The organism is Synechococcus sp. PCC 7502 (assembly GCF_000317085.1).
Classification (GTDB): domain Bacteria; phylum Cyanobacteriota; class Cyanobacteriia; order Pseudanabaenales; family Pseudanabaenaceae; genus PCC-7502.
On record NC_019702.1, the window covers coordinates 12,470 to 37,693 of the forward strand.

A 25,224-nucleotide genomic window follows, 5' to 3' on the forward strand; every position below is an offset into this window, starting at 1 on the left:
ATATCAATAATGACTATCCGTGGCTCAGCAACCTTAACCGATAAACTTTGGGGTTCCTTACTTTATGCCCTGCCTATGGCATCGGTGGTCATACCCTATGGACTACCGATATTTAACCAAGTTCCCTATATTGTTTATCCTTTTCTGCCTTTCATTGCCTTACTAGGGGTATTAAATATTCAAATCATTCCCCAACTGATTTCTGTGGATGTGTTGGTGTTTCTATGTCTGTACTTTTTTGTGGTTAGAAATATTAAAATCTCCCACTTTATTAGGTTTAATGCCATGCAGTCAATTCTTCTCAGAATTATCTTGATCCTAATTCAAGTAATTAGTAGTCTATTGGCTCCAGTGATTGGCAGTTTAGGGGCAATGCAGTTTCTAGTTGAGGTTTTTGCTAATACAATTTTTATGGGAATGACGGCTGCCTGTGTCTATGCGGTGGTGCAAACTATCCGTGGTGCCTATGCCGAAATGCCGATTGTATCTGATGCTGCCTATTACCAAGTTCCCTACTAATCCAGTTCTTCTAGGCGAATTCTTGGATCAACGGCTTTTAAGAGTAAATCTGCCAGTAGGTTACCAATTACCAGCATCAAAGTACCAAGGGTTAGTCCCGCCATGACTAAATTCACGTCCTTTTGCTGAACTGCTTGTAATAGAAGTTTACCGAGTCCGGGTAGCCCAAAAAAGTATTCCGTAATAAACGACCCGCCCAGTAAGCCTGAAAGTTCAAAACCCAATAGCGTGATTAGGGGATTAATAGCATTGCGTAGGGCATGGACATAGATCACCTTATTTTCAGGTAATCCCTTAGACCGAGCCGTTTTGATATAGTCTTGGCGCAATACATCGAGTAAATTTCCCCGCATTAAGCGTTGCAGTCCCACAAAGCCAATTATCGTTAAAGTAAATACAGGTAAGACTAGATGATAGCCAATATCAATAATTTGACCAAACCAATTGCGATCGCCAAAATCAATGCTAGTCAGACCGCCCACGGGGAATAATGAAGTACTTTGGGCAAACATTAATACTAAAATTGCCAAAATAAAACTGGGAAACCCTTGGATTATATAGCTGACAACTTGAATGGTTTGATCTAGCTTAGTGTTTTGCTTAACTGCACAAAATATCCCCAAGGGAATAGCGATCGCCCAAGTAGTAACTAAAGAAGCAAGTGCCAAAATTAAAGTATTCCCCGCCCTCTCACTCACAAGCTGAAATACAGGGGCATTACCTTGGCAAGTTCGACCCAAATTACCCTGTAAGGCACTGCCAAGCCAGTTGCGATATTGGATCAAAATTGGCTGATCATAACCTAGCCTCGCTTTTTCGGATTCAATAAACTCCTTAGAAGTAGATGGGTTGAGCTTAACATCGGTAAAACAGTCTCCGGGTGAAAGCTTCAGCATGACAAAGCTTAAAACTGATACGAGGAATATGACTAAAACCGCTTGTCCTAGTCGTTTAAGGATATAGGCGAAATTATCATTCATGGTGATTTAATGTTTAGCACCTTTGGTACTTCTATTACCCCAATATCACGGCGATAGTTTGCTCCATCATAACTAATATGACTAACAGCCCGATAGGCAGTGGCGATCGCTTCATTGAGTTCCTTCCCCGTAGCACTTACGCCTAATACTCTGCCCCCATTCGTGACGAGGCTTTTATCTTTGATTTTAGTACCAGCTTGAAACACTGCTGCCCCGTTTTCTTCAGCCTTTTTAATGCCTGAAATTAATTTTCCGCTTTCCGTGGTTTCAGGATAGCCCGCACTGGTCATAACTACACACACTGAACTGCCGGGTTTCCAACTGATGGGTAGAAACTGCCCTAGTCTTTTTTCCACACAGGCTAGTAATAAATCTTCAAGGGGTGAATTCAGTAAGGGTAAGATCGCCTGGGTTTCTGGATCACCAAATCTGGCGTTAAATTCAATGACCTTGGGCTTACCTTCGGGAGTAATCATTAAGCCCGCATACAGACAGCCACAGTAATTTATGCCGCGATCGCGTAAAGCTGCAATGGTTGGTTCCAAAATCGTAGTTTGAATTTCTGCCATTAACTGGGGGGTAGTAATTACACTAGGGGCATAGGCTCCCATGCCACCAGTATTTGGTCCCAGATTACCTTCTTTAAGCCTTTTGTAGTCTTGGGCAGGAAGTAGGGGACGAATTGTGTCTCCATCCGTAACCGCAAGGATTGATACCTCTTGTCCCGCTAAATATTCTTCAATTAAAACCCTTTCCCCCGCCGTACCAAATTGTCCCGTAAACATTTGCTCGATCGCCCCTAGAGCCTGATCCAATGTTGTAGCAACCGTTACCCCTTTCCCACTAGCCAACCCATCAGCTTTAATAACAATAGGAATACTTTGCGATCGCACATAGGCTTTTGCCAACTCAGGGTCTGTAAACGTGGCACTGGCAGCCGTAGGAATCCCCGCACTGATCATTAATTCCTTAGCCCAAGATTTACTAGATTCAATTTGAGCGGCAACTTGAGTTGGTCCAAATACGGGTAAATTCGCATCATGAAAGTAGTCCACAATGCCCATGGCTAGGGGTAACTCAGGTCCAATCACGGTTAAAGCTACGCCCTGTACCGATGCAAACCGCCTAATTCCTTCAAAGTCACTCACAGCAAAGGATAGATTTTGACATTTGGGCATAGTGGCAGTTCCACCATTACCCGGAATACAGAGAATTTGGGTGACTTTTTCCGATTGGGCAAACTTCCATGCAAGGGCGTGTTCTCGACCACCACTACCTACGATTAAAACTTTCAAGTCTGTACCTATGTGCTGATTTAATATTTGCTGATTTTAAAATGCTGATTAGGCATAGATTATAGCAAGGTTCAAAACTCAAATACCCAAATTATCCAGCCTTTTTTCGCAACTGTGATTACATACTGGGAAGATAGACGGTTGATGATTTTTTCTACTTCTGCCCAGGTTGTACATACTCTAAATATGCTGTAGGTATGATTTTCATAGTCTAAAGCGGCAATGGGTTTATCTAGGTCGGGCAGTTTCACATGGCGATGGCGAACTTGAGCAGGAAGAATTACAAAGCGATCGGTATTGGTACCAAGACGAAACAGATCGGTATTATTGAAATTGTCACCTAAGTCAGAAGCTTGAGTCATAGATAATCATTATTAACTTTTAACTCATTTATAATTGCACCGATCTGGGTGGAATCTAGTAAGAATTTATGCTTTAGTAGTGAAACAGTTCATAGGCTAGATCGCTTAACTGGAAATCTATCGGATTGGGATAGTCTCGTTTCTGATAGTGATCAAGAGGGCTGAAACAACTACAAGTTTTACTAGTTCTTCAAAGGGAAGTCTTTCTTGGCTGAGATTAAAGATGGCTTTGTCTAAGATAGTCAAGCTCGTGCTACTTTATGTCCGTTAGTAATGGCATAACTTCTGGCTGGCACTTAAAATCATCAGGATTGGTTAATCTGATAAACTAGCAAAACCGAATCTACTTATTAAAGTAAAAATCTAAAGTAAAAATAAATTTCCGATGGAAACGAGCAAGTACAATCCCCAAACTATAGAACCAAAGTGGCAGCAAATCTGGAAGGAGCAGCAATTAGATCAAACTCCTGAACCGTCGGATGATCGCCCTAAATTCTATGCTCTTTCTATGTTTCCCTATCCATCGGGAAGCCTGCACATGGGACATGTTAGAAATTACACAATCACCGATGCGATCGCTCGTTTTAAGCGCATGAGTGGTTATCGAGTTCTACATCCTATGGGTTGGGATGCCTTTGGTTTACCTGCGGAAAATGCGGCAATAGATCGAAATACTCACCCTGCTACGTGGACTTTCCAAAATATCGAGCAAATGCGATCGCAACTTAAACAGATCGGACTTTCCTACGATTGGGATCGAGAATTGGCAACCTGTGCCCCCGATTATTATCACTGGACACAGTGGTTATTTTTAGAGTTTTTAGGTGCAGGATTAGCATATCAAAAGGAAGCCACGGTAAATTGGGACCCCATTGATCAAACAGTTTTGGCAAATGAACAGGTAGATAGTGATGGTCGATCTTGGCGATCAGGTGCAAAGGTGGAAAAAAGAAAGCTGCGCCAATGGTTCTTTAAGATTACTGACTACGCTGATCGCCTACTTCAAGATTTAGACCAACTGCCCCACTGGCCCGAACGGGTAAAAACCATGCAGGCAAATTGGATCGGTAAATCCATTGGAGCCGAACTTACCTTTCCCATAGTCCAACCTTCGGAAACAGCAGCAAAAATAACTGTATTTACTACTCGCCCCGATACTATATATGGTGTGAGTTATGTGGTGCTTGCGCCTGAACATCCTTTAGTTAAGGAAATTACTACAGCAGAGCAGAAGGATCAAGTAGAAGCGTTTATTACTGCCGTGGCTAGTATTAGTGAAATCGATCGCACCGCCGAAGATAAGCCCAAACAAGGAGTCTTTACAGGTGGCTATGTGATTAATCCATTCACAAATCAAGAAGTTCCGATCTGGATTGCTGACTATGTTCTCCTTGAGTATGGCACTGGGGCAGTGATGGGAGTTCCAGCCCATGATGTTAGAGACTTCGCTTTTGCTAAACAATATGGCTTGCCAATTCAGCAGGTGATTATCTCTAATTCTCAAACAGAAGTAAAAGAACTAAAATCTGCCTATACTGAAACTGGCATTATGATCCAGAGCGATCGCTTCAATGGACTAGATTCAGTCACAGCCAAAACTAAAATTATTGAATATGCTGAAGCCAATAACTGGGGCAAAGCTCGCATTCAATATCGGTTGAGAGATTGGCTAATTTCCCGTCAAAGATATTGGGGTTGTCCGATTCCAATTATTCACTGCCCTGATTGTGGTATTGTCCCCGTACCCGATCAAGACTTACCCGTGGAATTGCCTGAAAATGTGGAACTGACAGGAAGAGGCGGATCACCCTTGGCACAGTTATCAAGCTGGGTGAATGTTAAATGTCCAAAGTGCGGAACCCATGCCAAACGAGAAACCGATACCATGGATACTTTCATTGATTCCTCTTGGTATTATTTACGCTTTACCGATGCTAAAAATCCTAAAGAAGCCTTTACCAAAGCAAAGGTGAATGACTGGATGTCTGTGGATCAGTATGTGGGTGGAGTTGAACACGCTATTTTACATTTACTATACTCACGGTTTTTTACTAAGGTTTTGAGCGATCGCCACCTTCTGAATTTTAATGAACCATTTCAAAGACTCCTAACCCAAGGGATGGTGCAAGGGCTAACCTATAGCAACCCCAAAAAGGAAGGTAAAGATAAATGGATTTCTTCAACCCTAGTCAATCCTGCTGATCCCCGTGATCCAGAGACAGGTGAACCCTTGGAAGTTGGTTATGCCACCATGTCTAAATCTAAAGGTAATGGCGTATCTCCACAACAGGTAATTGAGAAGTATGGAGCCGATGTGATGCGAATGTTCGTTTTATTCAAGGCTCCCCCCGAGAAAGATTTAGAATGGGATGAAGCAGATGTAGAAGGACAATGGCGGTTCTTAAATCGAATTTGGCGATTAGTTACAGAATTTGTTGAAGCTCAGCCTAAGATTACTGATATTCCTGATAAAAATCTTAAAAGAGCCATACATACTGCCATTAAGGAAATTACTGAGGACTTAACAGGAGATTATCAGTTAAATACTGCTATTTCCGAACTGATGAAGCTCAGTAATGCCCTGCAAGATAGTTCCGATAAGGCATCTTTCACATTCAAGGAAGGAATTGAAACTTTATTAATTTTGCTAGCTCCTTTTGCTCCTCACATTGCCTGTGAACTTTGGTCAATGCTGGGTTATCAGAACACAATCCTGACCCATAAATGGTTGGTACATGATCCTAATGCTTTAATTGTGGATGAGATTACCCTCGTCATTCAAATAAATGGCAAAGTTCGAGGTAGTATTCAGGTTCCTTCAGGAGCGGATAAGACAGCTTTAGAAGAGTACGCCCGCAATTCAGAGGTTGCTCAAAAATATTTAGAAGGGAAAGAAATTAAAAAGGCGATCGCTGTACCGGGGAAACTAGTAAATTTTGTAATTTTATGAAAAATAATGGTTCTAAAAAGATTAGTCCAACCTTAGAATCCTTAAATATATTTTTCAAGACCTTGGGACTCATAGTTTTCTGTGGAGCAATAATTCCTTTTGTAGTGATTTGGTGGCTTTCTCGCAGTTTAGAGCAGGCAATCATCCTAGCTTTAGTCTTTGACATAATGGCGATCGTGCTTTTTTTGGGATCGGTCAAATCTAAAATTGTACAATCGGCGGTAATTCCTGCAATGGTTACAACTAGTATTGATAACTATCCCCGACTTGATCGCAGCTATCTGGATAACTATACTCAAAGACTGGAATCTTTAGGATTTAAGCATTTAGGAGATATAGGTCTAGCGGGAGAACAAACCAAACTGAATACAGGTGTAGCAAGAATTTTCTGGCATCCCGAACATAACTGTTTATGTGAAATCGGGCAGAATTTTTCTGGAACAGACTCTAATAAAGATGTACCTATGCGTTGTGTCTTTGGCAGCCTTTTTGATAAAGCTTGGACATTGGCAACTTCTAACATGGCTAATGTTAATGGCATTGTTTATATGATGCGCCGACCTAAAAGTTTATGGCAAAGGTATCCTGAATATGGTCTTGCCGAAATCGAAAGTTTATTAAGAAAGCATTTGGACTTGCGAGAAGAAATATCAAGTACTCTCAATTTAGCGGTACAAGCTAATTTAACCTTAGAAGATTACATTCACCATGAGGAAGATCAAGGAGTTCAACGTCATTATGCACTAGAAAAAAAGAATATTCTAGTAGGACTAATAGAAGCCTATCTATTTGAACTCAAGCCTAAATTTGAATGGCTAGGGGACTATGCTAAATTTGCTAAAAGGAATAAAAAGCAAGGTTAAAATTAATGGTTAAGATCGTAAGTTGTAAACCCCTTAGAGTCCAAACTGTCTATGATATTGGGGTCGAAAAGGATCATAACTTTATACTAGATAATGGCTTAGTTGCCTCTAATTGCTTTAACAAGTCCCACAGTGTTGCCTACGGCTATGTCACCTATCAAACTGCATACCTCAAGGCAAACTATCCTGTGGAATACATGGCAGCGTTGCTATCTTCCTCCAGTGGCGACCAAGATAAAGTCCAAAAATATATTGCCAGTTGCAACAACATGGGCATAGAGGTTTTACCTCCAGATATTAATGAATCTGGTATTGACTTTACCCCCCGTAATACCAAAATCATGTTTGGATTGGCAGCAATTAAAAATCTAGGTGAAGGGGCGGTACATTCTATCCTTGAAGCAAGGGAAGTTGGCGGTAGTTTTAGCTCGTTAGCTGATTTATGTAGCCGAGTGGATGCAAGGGCATTGAATAAAAAAGGATTGGAAGCATTAATTCAAACTGGGGCATTTGATCGCCTAAATTCCAATCGCCATCAACTAATTAGTGACCTAGAAGTAACCGTGGAATGGGCTTCCCGTAAGGCTAAAGATCAAGCTAGTGGGCAAGGTAGCCTATTTGATATGTTGGGCGGTGAAGCCGAAAAAGTCATTTTTGATGAAACTCCCGCAGGCATTCCCGTTGAAGACTATCCACCCCAAGAAAAGCTGCGCATGGAAAAGGAATTATTGGGCTTTTATATTTCCGATCATCCCCTCAAAATTGTCAAATCCTCAGCCGCCGTCATTGCTCCCATTAATTTAAGCGATATGGAAGAGTATGTGGGTAGAACGATTACAGCTATTGTCCTTGTCACTGATATTAAGGAAATTGTCACGAAAAAAGGCGATCGCATGGCAGTAATTCAAATTGAAGACTTGACGGGTCGGGCTGAATCGGTAATTTTCCCCAAGACCTACGAGAAAGTACGCCTAAATTTACAAAAAGATGCCCGTCTCATGATTTGGGGTAAGATTGATCGCCGAGATGAACAGTCTCAATTAATCCTTGATGATCTACAACCCATTGACTCGGTGCGCATGGTTAAAATCCATTTAAGTTACGAGGATGCACAGGAATCACAAAAACTCTACGCCCTCCGTGAAATCCTACGAGAGCAGAAAGACCCCGAAGAAAATGGTAAAGTCCCTGTTATTGCCTCCATTGGCGAATCATCTCAACTGGTGCGTTTCGGGAATCAATTTTGGGTCAAGGATGAAATCTTAACCGTTGAGGCATTACTTAAAGCTAACTTTCAGGCGCAAGCAGATGGATTAGTAAAATGATTTTTGCTTCTTCAGGAGTTTCTTTGGGAGCGATCGCCCTAGCAGGGGGAAAAAGCTCACGCATGGCTACAGATAAGGCACTACTAGAAATTAATGGTAAGCCTTTATTACAAAAAGTTTGTGAGGTTGCCCAAGCCTGTGGAGCCAATCCGATTTTAGTGATCACCCCTTGGCAAAAAAAATACAAGTTTCTGAATTTGCCGCTGGAATCTAAATTTATCCATGAACCTGCTCCTCAAAGTCCATTATCAGGATTTACTCTAGGTTTATCTAACTTAAAAACCGATTGGGTACTATTACTCGCCTGTGACTTACCCCAGTTAAAATCCGATGTCATTCAAGCTTGGAGTCAAAATTTAGCAAATTTGCCTTCACAAGCGATCGCCTTTTTACCTAAACATAGCAAAGGCTGGGAACCACTATGCGGATTTTATCGTTGTTCTTGTCTAGAAAGTTTAGAAAGCTATAGACAAAAAGGTAAATATTCCTTCCAAGACTGGCTATATGCATCTAGGGTGATAGAAATTCCCCATGTTGATCCTGAAATGCTCTTTAACTGTAATACTCCAACGGAATATGCTCAGGTTAAAAATACTTTCAATAAATAGGCAGAAAAAAACAGCTCTATTAGAGACTGTCAATAATTTTATTTATCAACGTTAAATAAAACCTGCGATCGCTAAATAATCCCTTGAATTAACCCAATAAACCTAACCAAATAAACCAGCTACATAATCTCTAGTTGCAGAGTTAGAAGCATTTGTAAAGATTTTGGCGGTTTGAGCATACTCCACCATTCTGCCAATACGACTTTCATCGGTATTAAAGAAAGCTGTGTAGTCAGATACCCGTGATGCCTGCTGCATATTATGGGTCACAATCACAATGGTTAGCGAAGTGCGGAGTTCTTGAATTAGTTCCTCAATCTTTAGGGTCGAAATTGGATCAAGGGCAGAACAAGGTTCATCCATTAATAATACTTTTGGTCTAACCGCAAGCGATCGGGCAATACAAAGACGTTGCTGTTGACCACCAGACAGCCCTAATGCTGACTTTTTCAGCTTATCCTTAACTTCATTCCACAGAGCCGCGCCTTTTAGAGCAGTTTCGACAATTTCATCTAGTTCTTCACGATTTTTTTTAAGTCCTGCAATTCTAACTCCGTACAGAATATTATCATAAATACTCGTAGGAAAGGGGTTGGGCTTTTGGAAAACCATGCCGATTTGGCTACGCAGACGATTAATATTGACATTAGGTGAATAGATATCTTGACCAAAAAACTCAACTTTACCGTCAATCTTGATCTTGCTTTCTAGCTCGCCTATGCGATTTAAAGACTTCAACAGTGTAGATTTTCCACAACCAGAAGGACCAATCATCGCTGTAACTTGGTTTTGCTTAAAGTCAAGGTTTACTCCTTGAAGTACTTTTAAGGTGCCATAGTAAAAGTTCAGGTCTTTAACTTGAATAGCTGGTACCGTGATGTCAGTAACCAGATCAGAAAGCTGAATCACTGTTTCAGTAGAAATGCTTTTAGGGTTAGAAGGTTTATTAGGGTTTTGCATAATAGCTAAAGGAAAACTAACGAGTATTTAGGCGATCGCGAGTAACTAGGCGAGATACCACGTTAACTGTAATTACTAATATCAGTAGCACAGCCGCAGCAGTCCAAGCTAATTTGTTTTGTTCGGGATAAGCAGATGTAGAATATTGGTAAATTAAAACAGCTAGAGATGGAGCAGGGTTAAATAGACCTTGGGGCCAATCTTGACTGGATAGTGCCGTGAATAACAAAGGAGCAGTCTCCCCTGCAACACGAGCCACAGCCAGAAGCACACCAGTGGTAATACCAGGTAAAGCTGCAGATACGACAATTCTAAAAGTAGTCTGAAATCGATTGCCACCCAAGGCAGCAGATGCCTGACGTACACTTGTAGGAATTAACTTTAAAGCCTCTTCTGAAGTTAGAGTAACGATTGGCAACATAATGGTAGCGAGGGCGAAGCTTCCTGCTAAAGCCGAAAAACTCTTGAAGTTAGCAACAATCACGCCATAGGCAAACACACCTACAACAATAGATGGGACACTACTTAAAATTCTAGTCGCAAATCGGACATAACCAGCCGTTTTAGGTTGCTCTTTCCCAAATTCTGACAAGTAAATCCCAGCCATTACGCCAAAAGGAATAGCCGCCAAAGAAGCAACTCCAACCATTAGCAAGGTTCCCAGAATGGCATTAGCAAAACCATTTTTAACATCCTGTTCGCCTACTGCTGCAGGTAAGGATGTAAAAACATCAAAACTTAAGTAGGGTAAACCTTTAAAGAATATTTCAATTAAGATTGAGCCTAGCGGTATTAATGCCACACCTGTTAAGGCAAAGGCAAGAACTGTCATAAATAAATTGAAGTTCGACCTAATCACTGGCAACGGCACGGTGAGTTCAATTAACTCGGATTCCTGAACTTGATTGCTCATTAAATTATTACCTAATCCTTAGTAAATAGTTGAACTAATAAAACTGCACCAATATTTACAATCAGAGTTAGTGCGAACAAAATTAGCCCCAAATATAAGAGCGCACCCGGATGTAAATCTCCCGCCGCTTCTGCAAATTCATTGGCAATTACCGCAGGAATACTGTAGCCAGAATCCAATAGGGAAGCACTAATCTGGGCAGTATTACCAATTACCATTGTTACTGCCATAGTTTCACCCAATGCACGTCCCAAAGCCAACATAACTGCTCCTAAAATACCAGGAGAGGCAGCAGGTAAGATTACCCTAGTAATTGTTTCCCACCGAGTTGCACCTAAGCCCATAGACGCACTACGAAACTCTGCTGGCACCGCTATTAATACATCTCTAGAAATAGAACCTACAGTCGGTATGATCATAATTGCCAGTAATACCCCAGCCGTCATGATATTAAAGCCTGAAGATTCGGTACCAAATAAAGGAATCCAACCCAGAGTGCTATGTAAAAATTCTTGAAAAGGCTTAATAACTGGGACAAATGTAAAAATGCCCCACAGACCGATAATCACACTAGGAATAGCTGCAATTAGTTCAACCGTATAGGCAATAGGCATCCGCACGCTTTTAGGAACAAAGTTTTCGCTGGTGGTTAAAGCGATCGCAACCCCCACAGGTGTAGCAAGTAAAATAGCGATCGCTGAGCTAACTATGGTGCCGTAAATGTAAGGAGCAGCCCCAAACTCATCAGTACCAACATTCCAGTTAGTATTAAAGATAAATTGGGGTCCAAAGTTTTGGATGGCAGGGAAGGCACGAAAGGCAACGACCACTATCACAAATAGCATCATTGCCAGCATTCCTAGACCAAATATTTTGACTAAGATCGTGAATCCATTTTCGAGGATATAACCTTTAGTATCAAAAACATTGATGTTGACTGCATTGGCAGCTTGGTCGGAGCTTGAGGATTTAGAATAACTTGCCATCAGCAATTTTTCCTTCAGGGTGATTTACTTTATTTAGGGACTGAAATTATTTGCAGCCCCTAAAATTTTTAATAACTACTTAACAGAACTATTGACCACTTGAATTACTCTTTTAGCTACTGCCTCTGGAATTTGGGTATATTCAAGAGAGCCATTAATTTTTTGTCCTGAAGTCAAAGCCCATTGAATGAACTTTTTAATTGCAGGTGCTTTAGCTGCATCATAGTCTTTGGAAACTAACAGCCAAGTTAAGCCCACAATTGGGTAGCCATCGGTTGGATCACCTTCAAACACTCTGAAATTTTCAGGGAACTTAAAGGTTGCTAAAGCTTTATTAGCATTACTTAACTCTGGAGTAACATACTGACCCTTTTTATTTTGTAGAAGGGCAGTCTCTAGATTACCATTTTTAGCATAGCTGTATTCTACATAACCGATCGCTCCAGCAGTTTGTTTAACTACACCAGCTACACCAGCATTACCTTTACCCTTAAGAGGACTAGCAACCCATTTCGGAGCTTGACCAGGTCCTACTAATTTACGGAATGAGGGATCAATGGCAGAAAGGTGGTTAGTAAAGATGAAGGTGGTGCCACTACCATCGGCACGAACAGCAAGTCTGATAGGCAAGTCAGGAAGATTAACTCCAGGGTTATCCCTTACCAGTTTGGCATCATTCCACCGCTTAATTTGTCCTGTAAAAATAAGGGGAAGAGTGTAGCGAGAAAGTTTTAACTTTTCTACTCCGGGCACGTTAAAAATTACGGACACAGCACCACCAGCGGTAGGAACTAAAATCACGCCTTTACTCACCGCAGCGATTTGTGCATCAGTCATGGCAGCATCACTACCCCCAAAGTCCACGGTACCTGCGGTAAATTGTTTAATCCCACCACTACTACCAATACCTTGATAGTTAACTTTAATATTTGGATTTTGCTTGGCAAATTCAGCAGCATATCTTTGGTATAGAGGCTCAGGGAAAGTTGCCCCTGCACCATTTAAGGTCACGGTCTGAGCACTGGCTGCCATTGCCGTTCCAAATACCACTGAAATAGCTACGGCTGAAGTCGTGACAAGACGACGTAAACTTGAAGTGAAAAAGATCATATTTCCTAGTCCGTTGGATTTTTTGTGTGATTTTTTACAAGTAATCTCTAAATCTAAGACTACAGCGTTGATGACCGCCCCAAGGTTAATAAAGTCACAAGATATGGTTAAGGCATGGTTAAGTTTTGATGATACCGTTATCCACAAACAATTTTCAGATTATGCTCACCACAACTTAGTGAGTAAATCCCCGTGCAAAATAAAAGTGACACACTGTATAAGTTCTGACAAATGTTACAGATTTATCCCAATTTTTATAGTTCTACCTAGAAAAACTAGCAGCAGGGGTAATGCAAATAATAGGATTCCCCTTACGACTTACATGGGCAATCTCAGGAGAGAAGCTAGTAGTTGGCGAGTCCACCCGAGCCACGAAATCAGCAATGCGTAACTGTGTCGCATCTAAATGTAAAGCCATAATTACAGCCTGAGCATTTCCCTTTGCCCCAGCATGTGCCACACCTTTCAGTTTTCCCCAAATTAAAATATCCCCTGTGGCAATTATTTCTCCGCCCGCATTGACATCCCCAAAGATAATAATGCTGCCATTGTGACGAATTTCCACTCCCGATCGCACCGTCATTTTTAGATACAAGGGATCGTCTTGGGGGGATATTTCAGGATTTACGGGAGTTTTGGGACTTTGATCTACGGATAAACCAGCCGTGACCGCAGAGATCGCCGTTTGACGACGAAATGTGGAAACACTATGGAGAACTAACCCTTGGGTTTGGAGAATTTCCGTAATATCTTGAATTTGTCTGACATCTAAAAGGCGATCGCCCGCTTGCAAATAGACTAAAGTTCCCGCAGTCAAAGTATCCGCCTGTGCCGTAATTTTTTGCTGGAGTTGCTCTAGTAAATCAGTCCAAGTTAAGGTGGTATGGCTAGAACCATCAGTATCGGTCAGTTCTTGCTCCAATGGCAGGATCAGATTTAACTTATCATCAAGGGTTTTGAACCTAATTTGCGGTACTGAAATTTGAGGTGCTGAGGGGGCAGGTTGAATCAGTTTATCGCTTTCAATTATGGTTTCCAGTAAAAAATCCTCCTCTCCTCCTTGATCAGGTATTTTGCCAAGGTCTTGAGGGGGATTAGTTAAAGTTTGCTCAGAGTTCATTGAAAAAGTTAAATTAGGCAGAGGGCATGAGTTGTAAAGGGCTATCCGCAGGGGCGATCGCCGAGGGTTGCTCTACACAAATTACCTTACCATCATCATCCACATCTACAATTACCGATGCGCCATCTCTAACCTTACCTGTGAGAATTTCTTCCGATAAAGAATCCTCAAGTAAGCGCATAATTGCCCGACGTAAGGGTCTAGCTCCATAGCTTTGGTTATAACCTTCCCGCACTAGTAAGTCTTTGAAGCGTTCAGTGACAGCAAGGGTAATATTTTTCTCCTTGAGTCGCTTGTAAACTTCATTAAGCATGAGTTCGGCAATCTCTCTAATTTCTTCAATCTTCAGTTGTCTGAAGACGATGATTTCATCAAGACGGTTAAGAAACTCTGGGCGGAAGTATTGTTTTAGCTCTTCATTAACTAGCGATCGAATTCGAGTATATGCGGAGTCAGCTTGATCTTCAGCAAAGTCAAAGCCTAAACCACCGCCACCTTTTTCAATGACCTTAGAACCAATATTGGAGGTCATGATAATTAGGGTATTTTTGAAATCTACGGTACGTCCCTTAGAATCTGTCAATCGTCCATCTTCTAAAATTTGTAAGAGTAAATTAAAGACATCAGGGTGAGCTTTTTCAATTTCATCAAATAGAATCACGGTATAAGGGCGACGACGGACAGCTTCAGTTAATTGACCACCTTCGTTATAACCCACATAGCCGGGAGGTGAACCAATGAGCTTAGAAACCGTATGCCGTTCCATAAACTCAGACATATCCAACCTGACCATTGCCTCTTCCGAACCAAAGAAGTAGGCGGCTAGAGCCTTTGTTAACTCAGTTTTACCAACACCTGTGGGTCCTGAGAAAATAAAACTAGCGATCGGACGGTTAGGATTCTTAAGTCCAACTCTGGCACGACGAATGGCACGGGAAGTAGCTTTTACGGCTTCTTCTTGTCCGATTAAGCGTTGGTGCAGAGTTTCCTCCATTTGCATCAATTTCAGGGATTCAGATTCGGTGAGCTTACTTACAGGTACGCCAGTCCAAGAACTAACGATATGGGCAATGTCCTCTTCTGTGACCACTGGTACCACATCATCCTTAGTGGTTTCAGCTTTTTTAGCTTGACTCAAATTGCGGATTTCCTGCTTAATCTCTAGCTCGCGATCGCGCAGTTTAGCTGCCTTATCAAAGTCTTGAGACCTCACAGCATCATCTTTATCTTTCAGCAGTTGTCGTAGTTCCTTATCCAGTTCCTTAGCCGCAGGGGGGAGTTGTGAATTCAATAATCTGACTCTGGAACCAGCTTCATCAATTAAATCGATCGCCTTATCGGGCAGAAATCGATCAGAAATGTAGCGATCAGATAACTTAGCCGCCGCATCAATTGCTAGATCAGAAATTTTGAGTTTATGGTGCTGCTCATAGCGTTCCCGCAACCCAAATAGAATTTCGATGGTTTCTTCGACACTTGGTTCACCAACCATAACTGGCTGAAAACGTCTTTCCAATGCCGCATCTCGTTCAATGTGTTTACGATACTCATCTAAAGTCGTTGCCCCAATGCATTGAAGTTCACCACGGGCTAAAGCAGGTTTCAGGATATTAGCGGCATCGATCGCCCCTTCCGCAGCACCAGCCCCAATTAGGGTATGAACCTCATCAATTACCAAGATCACATTATTAGAAGAACGAATTTCATCCATAATCTTTTTCAAGCGTTCTTCAAACTCACCTCGATATTTGGTACCTGCTACTAACAAGCCAATGTCAAGGGTTACTACCCGCTTATCTTGAAGAATGTCGGGAATATCACCACTGGTAATTCTCTGTGCCAATCCCTCAGCGATCGCCGTTTTACCAACACCTGGTTCACCAATTAAAACTGGATTATTTTTAGTTCGCCGTCCCAAGATTTGAATCACACGCTCAATTTCTTTTTGGCGACCTACCACTGGATCAAGTTTGCCCTCCATCGCTAATTGGGTTAAGTTAGACCCAAATTCATCCAAAGTTGGGGTTTTTGTGCGTCCACCACCACCACCTGCGGAAACTTCAGCAGTTTCGCCTAACATTCTAATTACTTGAGTACGAACTTTCGACAAATCTACGCCAAGATTTTCTAGAACCCTTGCCGCTACTCCTTCCCCTTCACGAATTAGACCTAGGAGTAAATGTTCTGTCCCAATGTAGTTATGTCCTAACTGGCGAGCCTCTTCCAGGGAAAGCTCTAGAACTCGTTTTGCCCTTGGGGTAAATGGGATTTCCACTGCTACAAAGCCTGAACCACGCCCAATAATTTTTTCGACCTCAATTCTTGCATCCTTGAGGTTAACTCCCATAGACTTGAGGACTTTGGCGGCAACGCCTGTTCCTTCTCCAATCAGACCCAATAAGATCTGCTCTGTGCCAACGAAGTTGTGTCCGAGGCGGCGAGCTTCTTCTTGAGCCAGCATGATGACCTTAATTGCCTTTTCTGTAAAGCGTTCAAACATGGCTTTGTTCCCACTACTTGCTGCATTCGATAGAATTCAGTATAACAGCCTATTTTCTAGGTTAGGGGTAGATTATAGATCGGTTTTGGTTAGGTTAACCGAATTAATGACTAATCTTAGATTTTAGGAATTAAATCTTGGGATCATTACCTATCAGCATTATTACTTAATTATTTACGGTTAAAGAAATCTAGAATTAAATCTGGAACAATTGCGATCGCTACACCAATTTATACACTAAACAGCATCTTCATCAGTCTGACCATTGGATAGAATTTCACAAATACTGCTCTATAGAACGCTTTTACCTAACTCTTAATTCATTTTGACTGGGAAAGAATGTATTTAAGACTACTGTAAGAAGCTGATCACTAAGGATAGGATTAATCAAGTTAATTCTTGGTTGATCTAGTAATTACCATAGGTAGTCCAAGCAAGTTGATTACATAAAGTAACAAAGTAGCTTATTCGGTAATTTATTCAAACAACTTATTTCAGACAACTTAATTAAAGAGTTAGCGAATATTTAAGCTTTTAGTCTATGTGCGTAGCTAGTAAATAACAGACAAATAAACAATTAGGAAATTAAGATGAAAACAATTGTCTATCTAATGCACAGCAGTAGCGAACAATTAGATTTATGGTTGCAAAATCTATCATCTCAGGATATTGAACTTGTTAATATTTCTCCTACGGATGACCTTGTTAATGTAGTCGAAAAAACTCCATCTAGCAGCCTGCCCAGCCTAATTTTAGTGGAAATGAGTATTCAATGTCCTGAGAGTAATTTGCTCCAGGCAAGTAAAGTAAGCAGATGGTGTAAAGATAATCAACCTTCTATTCAGATTGTCTTCTTGACTACTCGCAGCGAATCAGAGCTTACAAAACTAGAACAGCGTTGGGCGACAAAGCAAGGATCTATGTGCATATTACCAAGACTTGATCAAGAAAATCTTAGCTCCCAAATTAGTCAGATTTACGGATATTTAAATTTAGAAGTACCGATCAAAATTCCCGATGTGGTTCCAGAAGTTTTGATTCCAGTGACCACAGATATTTCTCAAGACATTTCTAACCAATGGCTGGATAACGCCAAGTTACTAATTGAGAAAAAGGATTTTGCAGCAGCAATGAATCAACTAAAGGAAATCATTAAAAATAATAAAGAAAGTGTAGATGCTTACTTATTATGTGGAGAAATCTTTACCCATCTTAAAAATCTTGAAAAGGCAGTTCAAGCGTATTCTGAGGCAATAAGTATAGATCCAAAGTGTGCAAAACCCTATTACAAAAGGGGTGTAACATACAATAGCCTGAAAAACTATCACGCCTCGATCTCTGACTTTAATATACTCATTAAGCTAGAGCCCAATTATCCTGAAGCATATAATGCCCGAGGATTGGCTCGCAAGGGGTTAGGTGATATTGAGGGGGCGCGCTTAGATTACAACCAAGCCATCAAAATCAACCCCACTTATGCCGAAGCATACTTAAATCGAGGGATGTTGCTATATAGCGTCGGCGAACAAACGGGGGCTCGCAATGACTATGAGCAAGCCGTAAAGCTCGACTCCCAGTATGAAGGTAGCTATTTTTCTTGGGCAAATAACACTGAGATGAAAGGACTTTCAGTATTTTGATAGCCTCCTAATTACACCATGAGATCACTATGAATCTGTCAAATAATCAACCTAGTCCTGATCAACAGATTCAACACTTTAGTAAGCTGACTCAGCAAAGTTCGATGAAGGTTTTTGAGTGGGGAAACTCAAAGTTTCGAGCGATCTTTGCAGGTGCCGCATTTGGGATGGCGATCATTAATTTAGATGGGAAAATTATTGAAAGTAATTTAACTTTGCAACAGATGCTTGGATATGCCGAAAATGAACTATTTGGGGTTTCTCTGACTGATCTAATTCTGCCTGAAGATATTAATGATGGTTTTGAGTTTCTGACCGATTTCGCAATTACGGATCACCACCGCATAGACAAGCGTTGCATTTGCAAGCTAAACCAAGTTATTTGGGTGCGCCTGACCATTTCATTAATTCGCAATATTGATAATTCGCCTCATTTTTTCATTGGTATTTGTGAAGATATTACCATTCAAAAACAGGCTCAGGAAATGAGTCATAGTGCTGAATTACTGCAGGTGATTTTAAATAATATCCCCCAATTAATTTTCTGGAAGGATCGCAATTCCATGTATCTGGGCTGTAATAAAGTCTTTGCAGATGCTATGGGCTTAACTTCTCCCGAACAAATTATTGGGATGTATGATTACGATTTGCCTAGTATTACTTTTGCCGAAGCTGAAAAATATCGAGCAGTTGATCTGCAAATTATGGAAAGCGATCAAGCTCAACTGGGAATTATAGAATCTCAGCCAAATTCCAATGGTAAAGAAATGTGGGTGGAACGCAATAAAATTCCGATTCATAATAGTTCTGGAGATGTAATTGGAATTTTGGGTACGCTTCAAGATATTACACTCAATAAACAAGCAGAAATCTCACTCAAAACATCGTTATCCAACCTTCAAGAAGTCCAAGCAAAACTGAAATATGATGCCTGCCATGATTCCCTAACGGGTCTTTACAATCGGTTTTGGCTAATCGAAAAGCTGAAGCAGATCATGGGTAAGAACAGTTTGTACGCTGTACTATTTATCGATCTCGATCGCTTTAAGGTAATTAATGATAGCTTAGGGCATTTAGTTGGAGATGAATTACTGAGACAAGTTGCCCAGAGACTACAAGAGTGTCTAACAAAAAATAATTCCACAGTCACTAGGCTTGGTGGCGATGAATTTATCCTACTTTTGGAAGATATTGATGATTTACCGATCGCTACTAATTTAGCAACCCAGATTCAATCACAATTGCGGCTGCCATTTAATCTCCATAATTACGAAATTTATATTACCGCCAGTATAGGGATTACGTTTGGGATAAAGACATATCAACAACCTGAGGATATCTTAAGAGATGCTGATATTGCCATGTATCAGGCAAAAAGTAAGGGAAACGGTCGCTATGAAGTTTTTAATCCTGAAATTCTAGCGGGATTGATGGAACGGTTAAGCCTTGAGAATGATTTACGCAGAGCGATCGCCAACCAAGAATTTTTTTTAGACTATCAACCTTTGATTTCCTTATCCGATCAGAGTGTGTGTGGATTTGAAGCGTTAGTCCGTTGGCGGCATCCAGCTAAAGGCATAATTTCTCCCAACCGATTTATTCCCATTGCCGAGGAAACTGGTTTAATTAACCCCTTAGGCTTTTGGATTCTGCGTGAAGCCTGTCAGCAAGCTCAATTTTGGCTTCAAGCATTTTATCAACAGTCACCGTTCAGTATTAATGTCAATCTCTCGCCTATGCAACTGAAGCAACCAGATTTAGGATGTCAAGTTAGACAAATTCTTGCTGAAACTGGCTTACCTGCTTCATGTTTAAAGTTGGAAATTACGGAAAGCTGCATACTAGAAACCGATAGCTCACAACTTATAATCCTCAATCAATTAAAAGAAATGGGAATTAAGCTTTGCATTGATGACTTTGGAACTGGCTATTCTTCCCTGGGGCGATTGCATGAGTTTCCCATTGACACCTTAAAAATTGATCGCTCATTTGTCAAGCGCATTGACTCTGGAAGCACAGAAATTATCGAAATGATTTTGGCTTTAGCTAAGGGTTTGAATATGAATACAGTAGCTGAAGGCATAGAAAACTTGGAGCAACTGCACAGGTTAATACAACTGGGCTGTCACTATGGGCAAGGCTATTTATTTGCACAACCACTCGATCTCCACGCTTCAACCCAATTTATTCGGAAATTTGCCAAAAAAAGTCTGACTTGATTGCATTCTTGGTCTTTATTACTTGGTCTTTTTATCAAATGCTCTCAAAGTTACTTTTCCGAGGCTGTGGAAAATAGTTGTGAGTCAGTGGGAAACTGCGATCACTTTGGCAAGCAATTCAGGATCAAGCCTTATCAATACTTTGACTAGAAATTGGGGACTAGAAATTTTGGGATCAAGCAAATTATGGCAAATTATGGTTTATTGGGTTTAGGTTGTTCTACCCATATTTAATCCAATGTTTAGCTGAGGCATAGTCATGAAAAAGTATGCGATCGCTTTTGTAATTACCCTATTGATCACCCTAGTTTTTGCGCCCTTTGCTAGTACCCAATCCCGAACAGTAAATGTCAAAATACTAGCATTCAATGATTTTCATGGCAATTTAGAACCCGCTAACCTAAGCGTAAAGCTCCCCGACCAAACTACGGTTCCTGCTGGTGGGGTGGAATATTTAGCATCTCACATTGAAAAATTACGCAACACTAATGCCAATACGATAGTAGTATCTGCTGGGGATACCATTGGAGCCAGTCCTTTACTTTCAGCTTTATTCCATGATGAGCCAGCGATCGCCGCATTAAATAAAGTCGGTTTAGATTTAAATGCTGTGGGTAATCACGAATTTGACCAAGGGGCATCGGAACTATTACGAATGCAAAATGGTGGATGTCATCACGATGGTTGTCAGGTAGAACAATTTCAGGGAGCTAATTTTAAGTTTCTAGCCGCCAATGTAATTGATAAAAATACGGGTAAGACCATCTTTCCTGCTTACCAAATTCGAGAATTTAACGGGATTAAAATCGCTTTTATTGGGATGACATTGGAGGGGACACCAAAAATTGTTTCACCATCTGGGGTAGCGGGACTAGAATTTAAAAATGAGGCAGATACGGTTAATGCCCTAGTCCCAGAGTTAAAAAAGCAGGGAATTAAAGCGATCGCTGTCCTATTACATGAAGGTGGATTGACCACAGGTGGCTATAATGAATGCCAAAATATTTCGGGGGCGATCGTTGATATTGTGAAACGTACCGATCCAGAGGTGGATTTATTTATTACTGGACATACCCATCAGGCATATAACTGTGTGATTGATCAACGCTATGTCACCAGTGCCTTATCCTTTGGGCGGCTAGTTACGGATATTGACCTGACCCTCGATCGCACCACAGGAAATATAAGCCAGATCAAAGCTAATAATATAATTGTTACGCATAATTTACCAAAGGCGGCAGCTTTAACTAACTTAATTGCTAAATATCAAGCTGTGGCTATGCCCTTGGCTAGTCGCAAAATTGGCTCCATCAAATCAGATATTAGCCGTGCTGTTAATATTGCGGGAGAGTCTCCCTTGGGTAAAATCATTGCCGATGCTCAATTGGCTGCTACTAGAACTGAAGGGACAGGTAATGCCGTGATCGCCTTTATGAATCCAGGGGGAATTCGGGCGGATTTAACCTATGGGGATGGTAATATCACCTACGGACAGGCTTTTACTGTGCAACCTTTCGGCAATAGTTTAGTCACTATGACGGTAACAGGGGCGCAAATTAAGCAAATCTTAGAACAGCAGTTTGATAATCCTGTGGTGGGACAAAATCGAATTCTGCAGGTATCCCAAGGATTTAGCTATACTTGGACTGCTAACGCTCCCCTTGGTAATAAAGTCAGCAATATGAAACTCCATAATCAAAATATTGATCCCACGGCTGACTACAGAATTACTGTCAATAGTTTTCTTGCTGATGGCGGGGATAATTTCACGGGGTTCAAAGAAGGGCGCGATCGCTTGGGTGGAGTCTTGGATTTAGCTGCCCTAGAAGCATTTCTTCGGGTTAGATCGCCCTTAGAATCAAGTTCCAGCCCACGGATTACGGTTAATTAGTTATTTAAGTTATTTCAATCATGAAAAAATGGATCAAGTCATTAATTCTCATCTGTTCTGGTTTAGCGATCGCTTTACTCCTGAATCTGGGTTTAAACCTACCGATTTGGGGGCAATCCTTACCAGAACTGCGGGGAGTATGGCTGACCAATGTTGATAGCGATGTACTTTTATCTCGTTCTAATTTAGAGCAGGCAATGGTGCGTTTGCAACGACTGAACTTTAATACGATCTATCCTACGGTTTGGCATGAGGGCTATACCCTTTACCCCAGTGAGGTTTCAGCAAAATCCTTTGGACAGTCAATTCGTCCCGATCCCCAACTGCAAGGGCGAGATATGTTAGCTGATGCGGTGGAAATGGGACATAACAAAGGGCTAACGGTAATTCCCTGGTTTGAGTTTGGCTTGATGTCCGAGGAAAATGCCGAATTAACAAAAAAATATCCCCAATGGCTAACAACGCGTAAAGATGGCTCTAGTGTGTTTGTCTATGGTGATCACGGACAACATCGGTTTGTGTGGCTTAATCCTTTACGTCCCGAAGTCCAAAGCTTAATTGTGGATTTAATTACGGAAATTGTTTCTAAGTACGATGTCGATGGCATTCAGTTAGATGATCACTTTGGTCTGCCTGCGGAACTCGGCTACGATGATTTCACGATCGCTCTGTATAAACAGGATCATAACGGGCAGCTTCCCCCAGATAATCCTAAGGATTTGGAATGGACAAGGTGGCGATCGCAGTATATTACCGACCTCATGGTTAAAGTTAAGGTGGCGGTTAAAGCTGTTAAACCTAAGTGCATAATTTCTCTTTCCCCCAATCCCAAGGCTTTTTCCTACGAAAATTATCTCCAAGATTGGCACCGTTGGGTCAAAATGGGACTTTTAGATGAGCTAGTAATTCAAGTATATCGCTCGGATTTGGCAGGGTTTGAGAAAGAATTAATCAGTTCTGACCTAGTGGAAGTGCGCCAAACTATACCCGTGGGCATTGGCATCCTGACGGGTTTACGCACCCAAAAAGTCGATATGCAGCAAATATCAGCACAGATTAAATCTACTCGCAGTCGAGGGTTTCAAGGCTTTTCTTTTTTCTTTTATGAGACCCTTGGTAATCGAGATGGAGCATTTAAAAATTTATTATCCGCCAAGAGCGATCGCCCCCAAATTAGTCCGCAGATTAGTTCCCAAATCAGTAAATCTTAAGCCTTGAATTATAAAACCTTCTCAATGCGGCGATCGGGAAGAAACCAAATAATTGCCACCAGCACATAGAGCGAAAATCCCAGCCAAGAATTAACAAAGGATAATAAAATCCCCAAGGCATAAATTCCTAAGGAAACCTTACCTTTTATATCTTTACCGATCGCAATCGCCAAGGTTGATCCTGCACCGTGATGGGAAATTAAAGTAATACTCAAAATCGTGTAAGCGATCGCCGCAAAAAATAGAACCACGCCATACATGGCAACAGGTAGAGACGCAAAGTGGTTTTCCCCTGTCCACCCAGTCACAAACGGAATTAGGGATAACCAAAATAGCAGATGTAAATTCGCCCATAACACATGACCATTTATCCTTTCCACCACTTGAAATAGATGGTGATGGTTGTTCCAGTAAATGCCAAGGATGATAAAACTGATTACATAACTTAAAAATACGGGAAATAAGGGACTCAATGCGGTCAAGTCTTCACCGTGGGGAACTTTTAATTCCAGCACCATAATCGTAATAATAATTGCGATCACCCCGTCACTAAATGCTTCTAATCTTCCTCTATCCATAGTGGTAAACCATGCCCGCTAATTAATACCGAGATTTTAAGGGAAAGTAGAGTTAAGAGCGAGTTTATTTAATCTATTTAAGCAAATCAGCAATTAGGCTAGCGGTCACAGGGGCAAGTAAAATCCCATTGCGATAATGTCCCGTGGCTAAGATCAGATTACTATACTTAGGGCAAATTTCTAAAATCGGGATTTCCTCGGGGGCATGGGGACGAAACCCCCACCAAGTTGATTGAATATTCATGTTGGCGATCGCTGGATAGAGGCGAATAGCATTATTTAGTAAGGTCGCAATCCCCTTCGCCGTATTTCCCGCTAAAAATCCCACATCTTCTACACTGGCACCAATAATGATCCTGCCATCGAGCCGAGGCACAATATACACATCATCACTAAACAGGACGGTTTTCAAGCTGCGATTTGGATCAAATACTGACAACATCTGTCCCTTGCGGGGTGATATGGGTAATGGGATTAACTCCTTTGTCCATGCCCCCGTTGCCAAAATATAGCGATCTCCTTGTATATTGCCTTGACTGGTAACTAATTGGGTAACATGGTGATGATCAGTGGCAATGCTATAAACACTAACCCCTTCCAAAATTTTGACAGAGTTTTGGCGTAGAGCCGCTAATAAAACTTGGGCTAAGGCACGATTATCAACTTGGGCATCCTGATCAAACCATAGTCCTCCGACCACATTATGACTTAATCCCGATTGCATCGCTTTAACTTGCTGGCGATCGCAATACTGAGGCAGATTCTGTAAATTATGTTTCCAAACTAAGACTTCATTCATATAAGGCGACAAAATTCCACATTGCCAATAGCCACATTCCATCCCCGTTAAGCCTTGTAGTTTACTAATCCAATTTGGGTAAAGACCCCGACTGCGTAGTGCCAAATCCAATAAATTTCCCGATAATCGCTCCGCTTGAGGTGCTAACATCCCTGCCGCCGCCCAAGTTGCCCCCATGCCACAGGTATTACGTTCAATAATCGTTACTTCTGCCCCTACCAGCGATAATTCCCATGCGATCGATAAACCAATAATGCCGCCGCCAATAATTAATACATCAGTCATTTATCACCAAGAAGCTAGTACAATTTTTGGCAAAGGGTCTTCACCTTAGTTTTATCTTTGGTTTTATCCTTATAAATATAAATTTAAATACAGTTAAATATAAATCTACT

The 25,224-nt window shown here is 41.3% G+C and carries 20 protein-coding genes; 9 read left to right on the forward strand and 11 right to left on the reverse strand.

What is annotated here, in order from left to right:
- Positions 1 to 9: 9 nt before the first annotated feature.
- A complete protein-coding gene (locus SYN7502_RS00060; protein ID WP_015166846.1) occupies positions 10 to 519 on the forward strand; it encodes a Tic20 family protein in 510 nt (169 codons plus the stop codon).
- On the opposite strand, the gene SYN7502_RS00065 is transcribed toward SYN7502_RS00060, so the two are convergent.
- The 3 genes from SYN7502_RS00065 to SYN7502_RS00075 form a co-directional block, all read right to left on the reverse strand.
- On the reverse strand, positions 516 to 1,499 hold the full coding sequence (locus tag SYN7502_RS00065) for an ABC transporter permease (protein ID WP_015166847.1): 984 nt from the start codon (positions 1,497 to 1,499) through the stop codon (positions 516 to 518). The genes SYN7502_RS00060 and SYN7502_RS00065 overlap by 4 nt on opposite strands.
- Positions 1,496 to 2,794, reverse strand: a complete 1,299-nt coding sequence (gene purD / locus SYN7502_RS00070) for a phosphoribosylamine--glycine ligase (protein ID WP_015166848.1) — start codon at positions 2,792 to 2,794, stop codon at positions 1,496 to 1,498. Before purD ends, SYN7502_RS00065 begins: the two co-directional genes overlap by 4 nt.
- A gap of 71 nt (positions 2,795 to 2,865) precedes the next feature.
- Positions 2,866 to 3,156, reverse strand: a complete 291-nt coding sequence (locus SYN7502_RS00075; protein WP_015166849.1) for a hypothetical protein — start codon at positions 3,154 to 3,156, stop codon at positions 2,866 to 2,868.
- Between the two features lie 385 nt (positions 3,157 to 3,541).
- Here SYN7502_RS00075 and leuS point away from each other — a divergent pair, with 385 nt between their 5' ends.
- The 4 genes from leuS to SYN7502_RS00095 are packed head-to-tail and all read left to right on the forward strand — an operon-like array spanning position 3,542 to position 8,902.
- Positions 3,542 to 6,106 (forward strand): leucine--tRNA ligase, encoded by a 2,565-nt coding sequence (gene leuS / locus SYN7502_RS00080; RefSeq protein WP_015166850.1) that lies wholly within the window; start codon positions 3,542 to 3,544, stop codon positions 6,104 to 6,106.
- Positions 6,103 to 6,969 carry a hypothetical protein gene (locus SYN7502_RS00085; protein WP_015166851.1) on the forward strand — a complete coding sequence of 289 codons (867 nt, stop codon included), beginning with the start codon at positions 6,103 to 6,105 and terminating at the stop codon, positions 6,967 to 6,969. The genes leuS and SYN7502_RS00085 overlap by 4 nt, the downstream gene beginning before the upstream one ends.
- A gap of 5 nt (positions 6,970 to 6,974) precedes the next feature.
- Positions 6,975 to 8,294 carry a helix-hairpin-helix domain-containing protein gene (locus SYN7502_RS00090; protein WP_015166852.1) on the forward strand — a complete coding sequence of 440 codons (1,320 nt, stop codon included), beginning with the start codon at positions 6,975 to 6,977 and terminating at the stop codon, positions 8,292 to 8,294.
- On the forward strand, positions 8,291 to 8,902 hold the full coding sequence (locus tag SYN7502_RS00095; RefSeq protein WP_015166853.1) for a molybdenum cofactor guanylyltransferase: 612 nt from the start codon (positions 8,291 to 8,293) through the stop codon (positions 8,900 to 8,902). Before SYN7502_RS00090 ends, SYN7502_RS00095 begins: the two co-directional genes overlap by 4 nt.
- 102 nt (positions 8,903 to 9,004) lie before the next feature.
- Here SYN7502_RS00095 and pstB read toward each other — a convergent pair whose 3' ends face one another.
- The 6 genes from pstB to SYN7502_RS00125 form a co-directional block, all read right to left on the reverse strand.
- Positions 9,005 to 9,862, reverse strand: coding sequence for a phosphate ABC transporter ATP-binding protein PstB (gene pstB / locus SYN7502_RS00100; protein ID WP_015166854.1), 858 nt, complete (start codon positions 9,860 to 9,862; stop codon positions 9,005 to 9,007).
- Between the two features lie 16 nt (positions 9,863 to 9,878).
- Positions 9,879 to 10,775, reverse strand: a complete 897-nt coding sequence (gene pstA / locus SYN7502_RS00105) for a phosphate ABC transporter permease PstA (RefSeq protein WP_015166855.1) — start codon at positions 10,773 to 10,775, stop codon at positions 9,879 to 9,881.
- An 11-nt stretch (positions 10,776 to 10,786) separates the two neighbouring features.
- The gene (gene pstC / locus SYN7502_RS00110) at positions 10,787 to 11,761 is read right to left on the reverse strand and encodes a phosphate ABC transporter permease subunit PstC (protein ID WP_015166856.1); all 975 of its coding nucleotides are present in this window, start codon (positions 11,759 to 11,761) and stop codon (positions 10,787 to 10,789) included.
- Positions 11,762 to 11,836: 75 nt separating this feature from the next.
- Positions 11,837 to 13,018: a phosphate ABC transporter substrate-binding protein PstS gene (gene pstS, locus SYN7502_RS00115; RefSeq protein ID WP_246828946.1), complete on the reverse strand. Its 1,182-nt coding sequence runs from the start codon at positions 13,016 to 13,018 to the stop codon at positions 11,837 to 11,839.
- Between the two features lie 115 nt (positions 13,019 to 13,133).
- Positions 13,134 to 13,991: a septum site-determining protein MinC gene (gene minC, locus SYN7502_RS00120; RefSeq protein WP_015166858.1), complete on the reverse strand. Its 858-nt coding sequence runs from the start codon at positions 13,989 to 13,991 to the stop codon at positions 13,134 to 13,136.
- A gap of 13 nt (positions 13,992 to 14,004) precedes the next feature.
- The gene (locus tag SYN7502_RS00125) at positions 14,005 to 16,491 is read right to left on the reverse strand and encodes an ATP-dependent Clp protease ATP-binding subunit (RefSeq protein WP_015166859.1); all 2,487 of its coding nucleotides are present in this window, start codon (positions 16,489 to 16,491) and stop codon (positions 14,005 to 14,007) included.
- 590 nt (positions 16,492 to 17,081) lie between these two features.
- On the opposite strand from SYN7502_RS00125, the gene SYN7502_RS00130 reads away from it, so the two are divergent.
- The 4 genes from SYN7502_RS00130 to SYN7502_RS00145 all read left to right on the forward strand — a co-directional run bounded on the left by SYN7502_RS00130 (position 17,082) and on the right by SYN7502_RS00145 (position 23,452).
- Entirely contained in the window at positions 17,082 to 18,131 is a 1,050-nt protein-coding gene (locus SYN7502_RS00130) for a tetratricopeptide repeat protein (RefSeq protein ID WP_015166860.1), read from the forward strand.
- Between the two features lie 29 nt (positions 18,132 to 18,160).
- Complete coding sequence (locus tag SYN7502_RS18010) at positions 18,161 to 20,350, forward strand: sensor domain-containing protein (protein ID WP_015166861.1); 2,190 nt, start codon at positions 18,161 to 18,163, stop codon at positions 20,348 to 20,350.
- 259 nt (positions 20,351 to 20,609) lie between these two features.
- Positions 20,610 to 22,241: a bifunctional metallophosphatase/5'-nucleotidase gene (locus tag SYN7502_RS00140; protein WP_015166862.1), complete on the forward strand. Its 1,632-nt coding sequence runs from the start codon at positions 20,610 to 20,612 to the stop codon at positions 22,239 to 22,241.
- A 20-nt stretch (positions 22,242 to 22,261) separates the two neighbouring features.
- Complete coding sequence (locus SYN7502_RS00145) at positions 22,262 to 23,452, forward strand: glycoside hydrolase family 10-like protein (RefSeq protein ID WP_015166863.1); 1,191 nt, start codon at positions 22,262 to 22,264, stop codon at positions 23,450 to 23,452.
- 8 nt (positions 23,453 to 23,460) lie between these two features.
- Here the strand turns inward: SYN7502_RS00145 and SYN7502_RS00150 are convergent, their stop codons facing one another.
- Together SYN7502_RS00150 and thiO are read right to left on the reverse strand one after the other, a co-directional pair.
- The gene (locus SYN7502_RS00150; protein ID WP_015166864.1) at positions 23,461 to 24,030 is read right to left on the reverse strand and encodes a TMEM175 family protein; all 570 of its coding nucleotides are present in this window, start codon (positions 24,028 to 24,030) and stop codon (positions 23,461 to 23,463) included.
- A 73-nt stretch (positions 24,031 to 24,103) separates the two neighbouring features.
- The gene (thiO, locus tag SYN7502_RS00155; protein WP_015166865.1) at positions 24,104 to 25,114 is read right to left on the reverse strand and encodes a glycine oxidase ThiO; all 1,011 of its coding nucleotides are present in this window, start codon (positions 25,112 to 25,114) and stop codon (positions 24,104 to 24,106) included.
- Between the last annotated feature and the right edge of the window lie 110 nt (positions 25,115 to 25,224).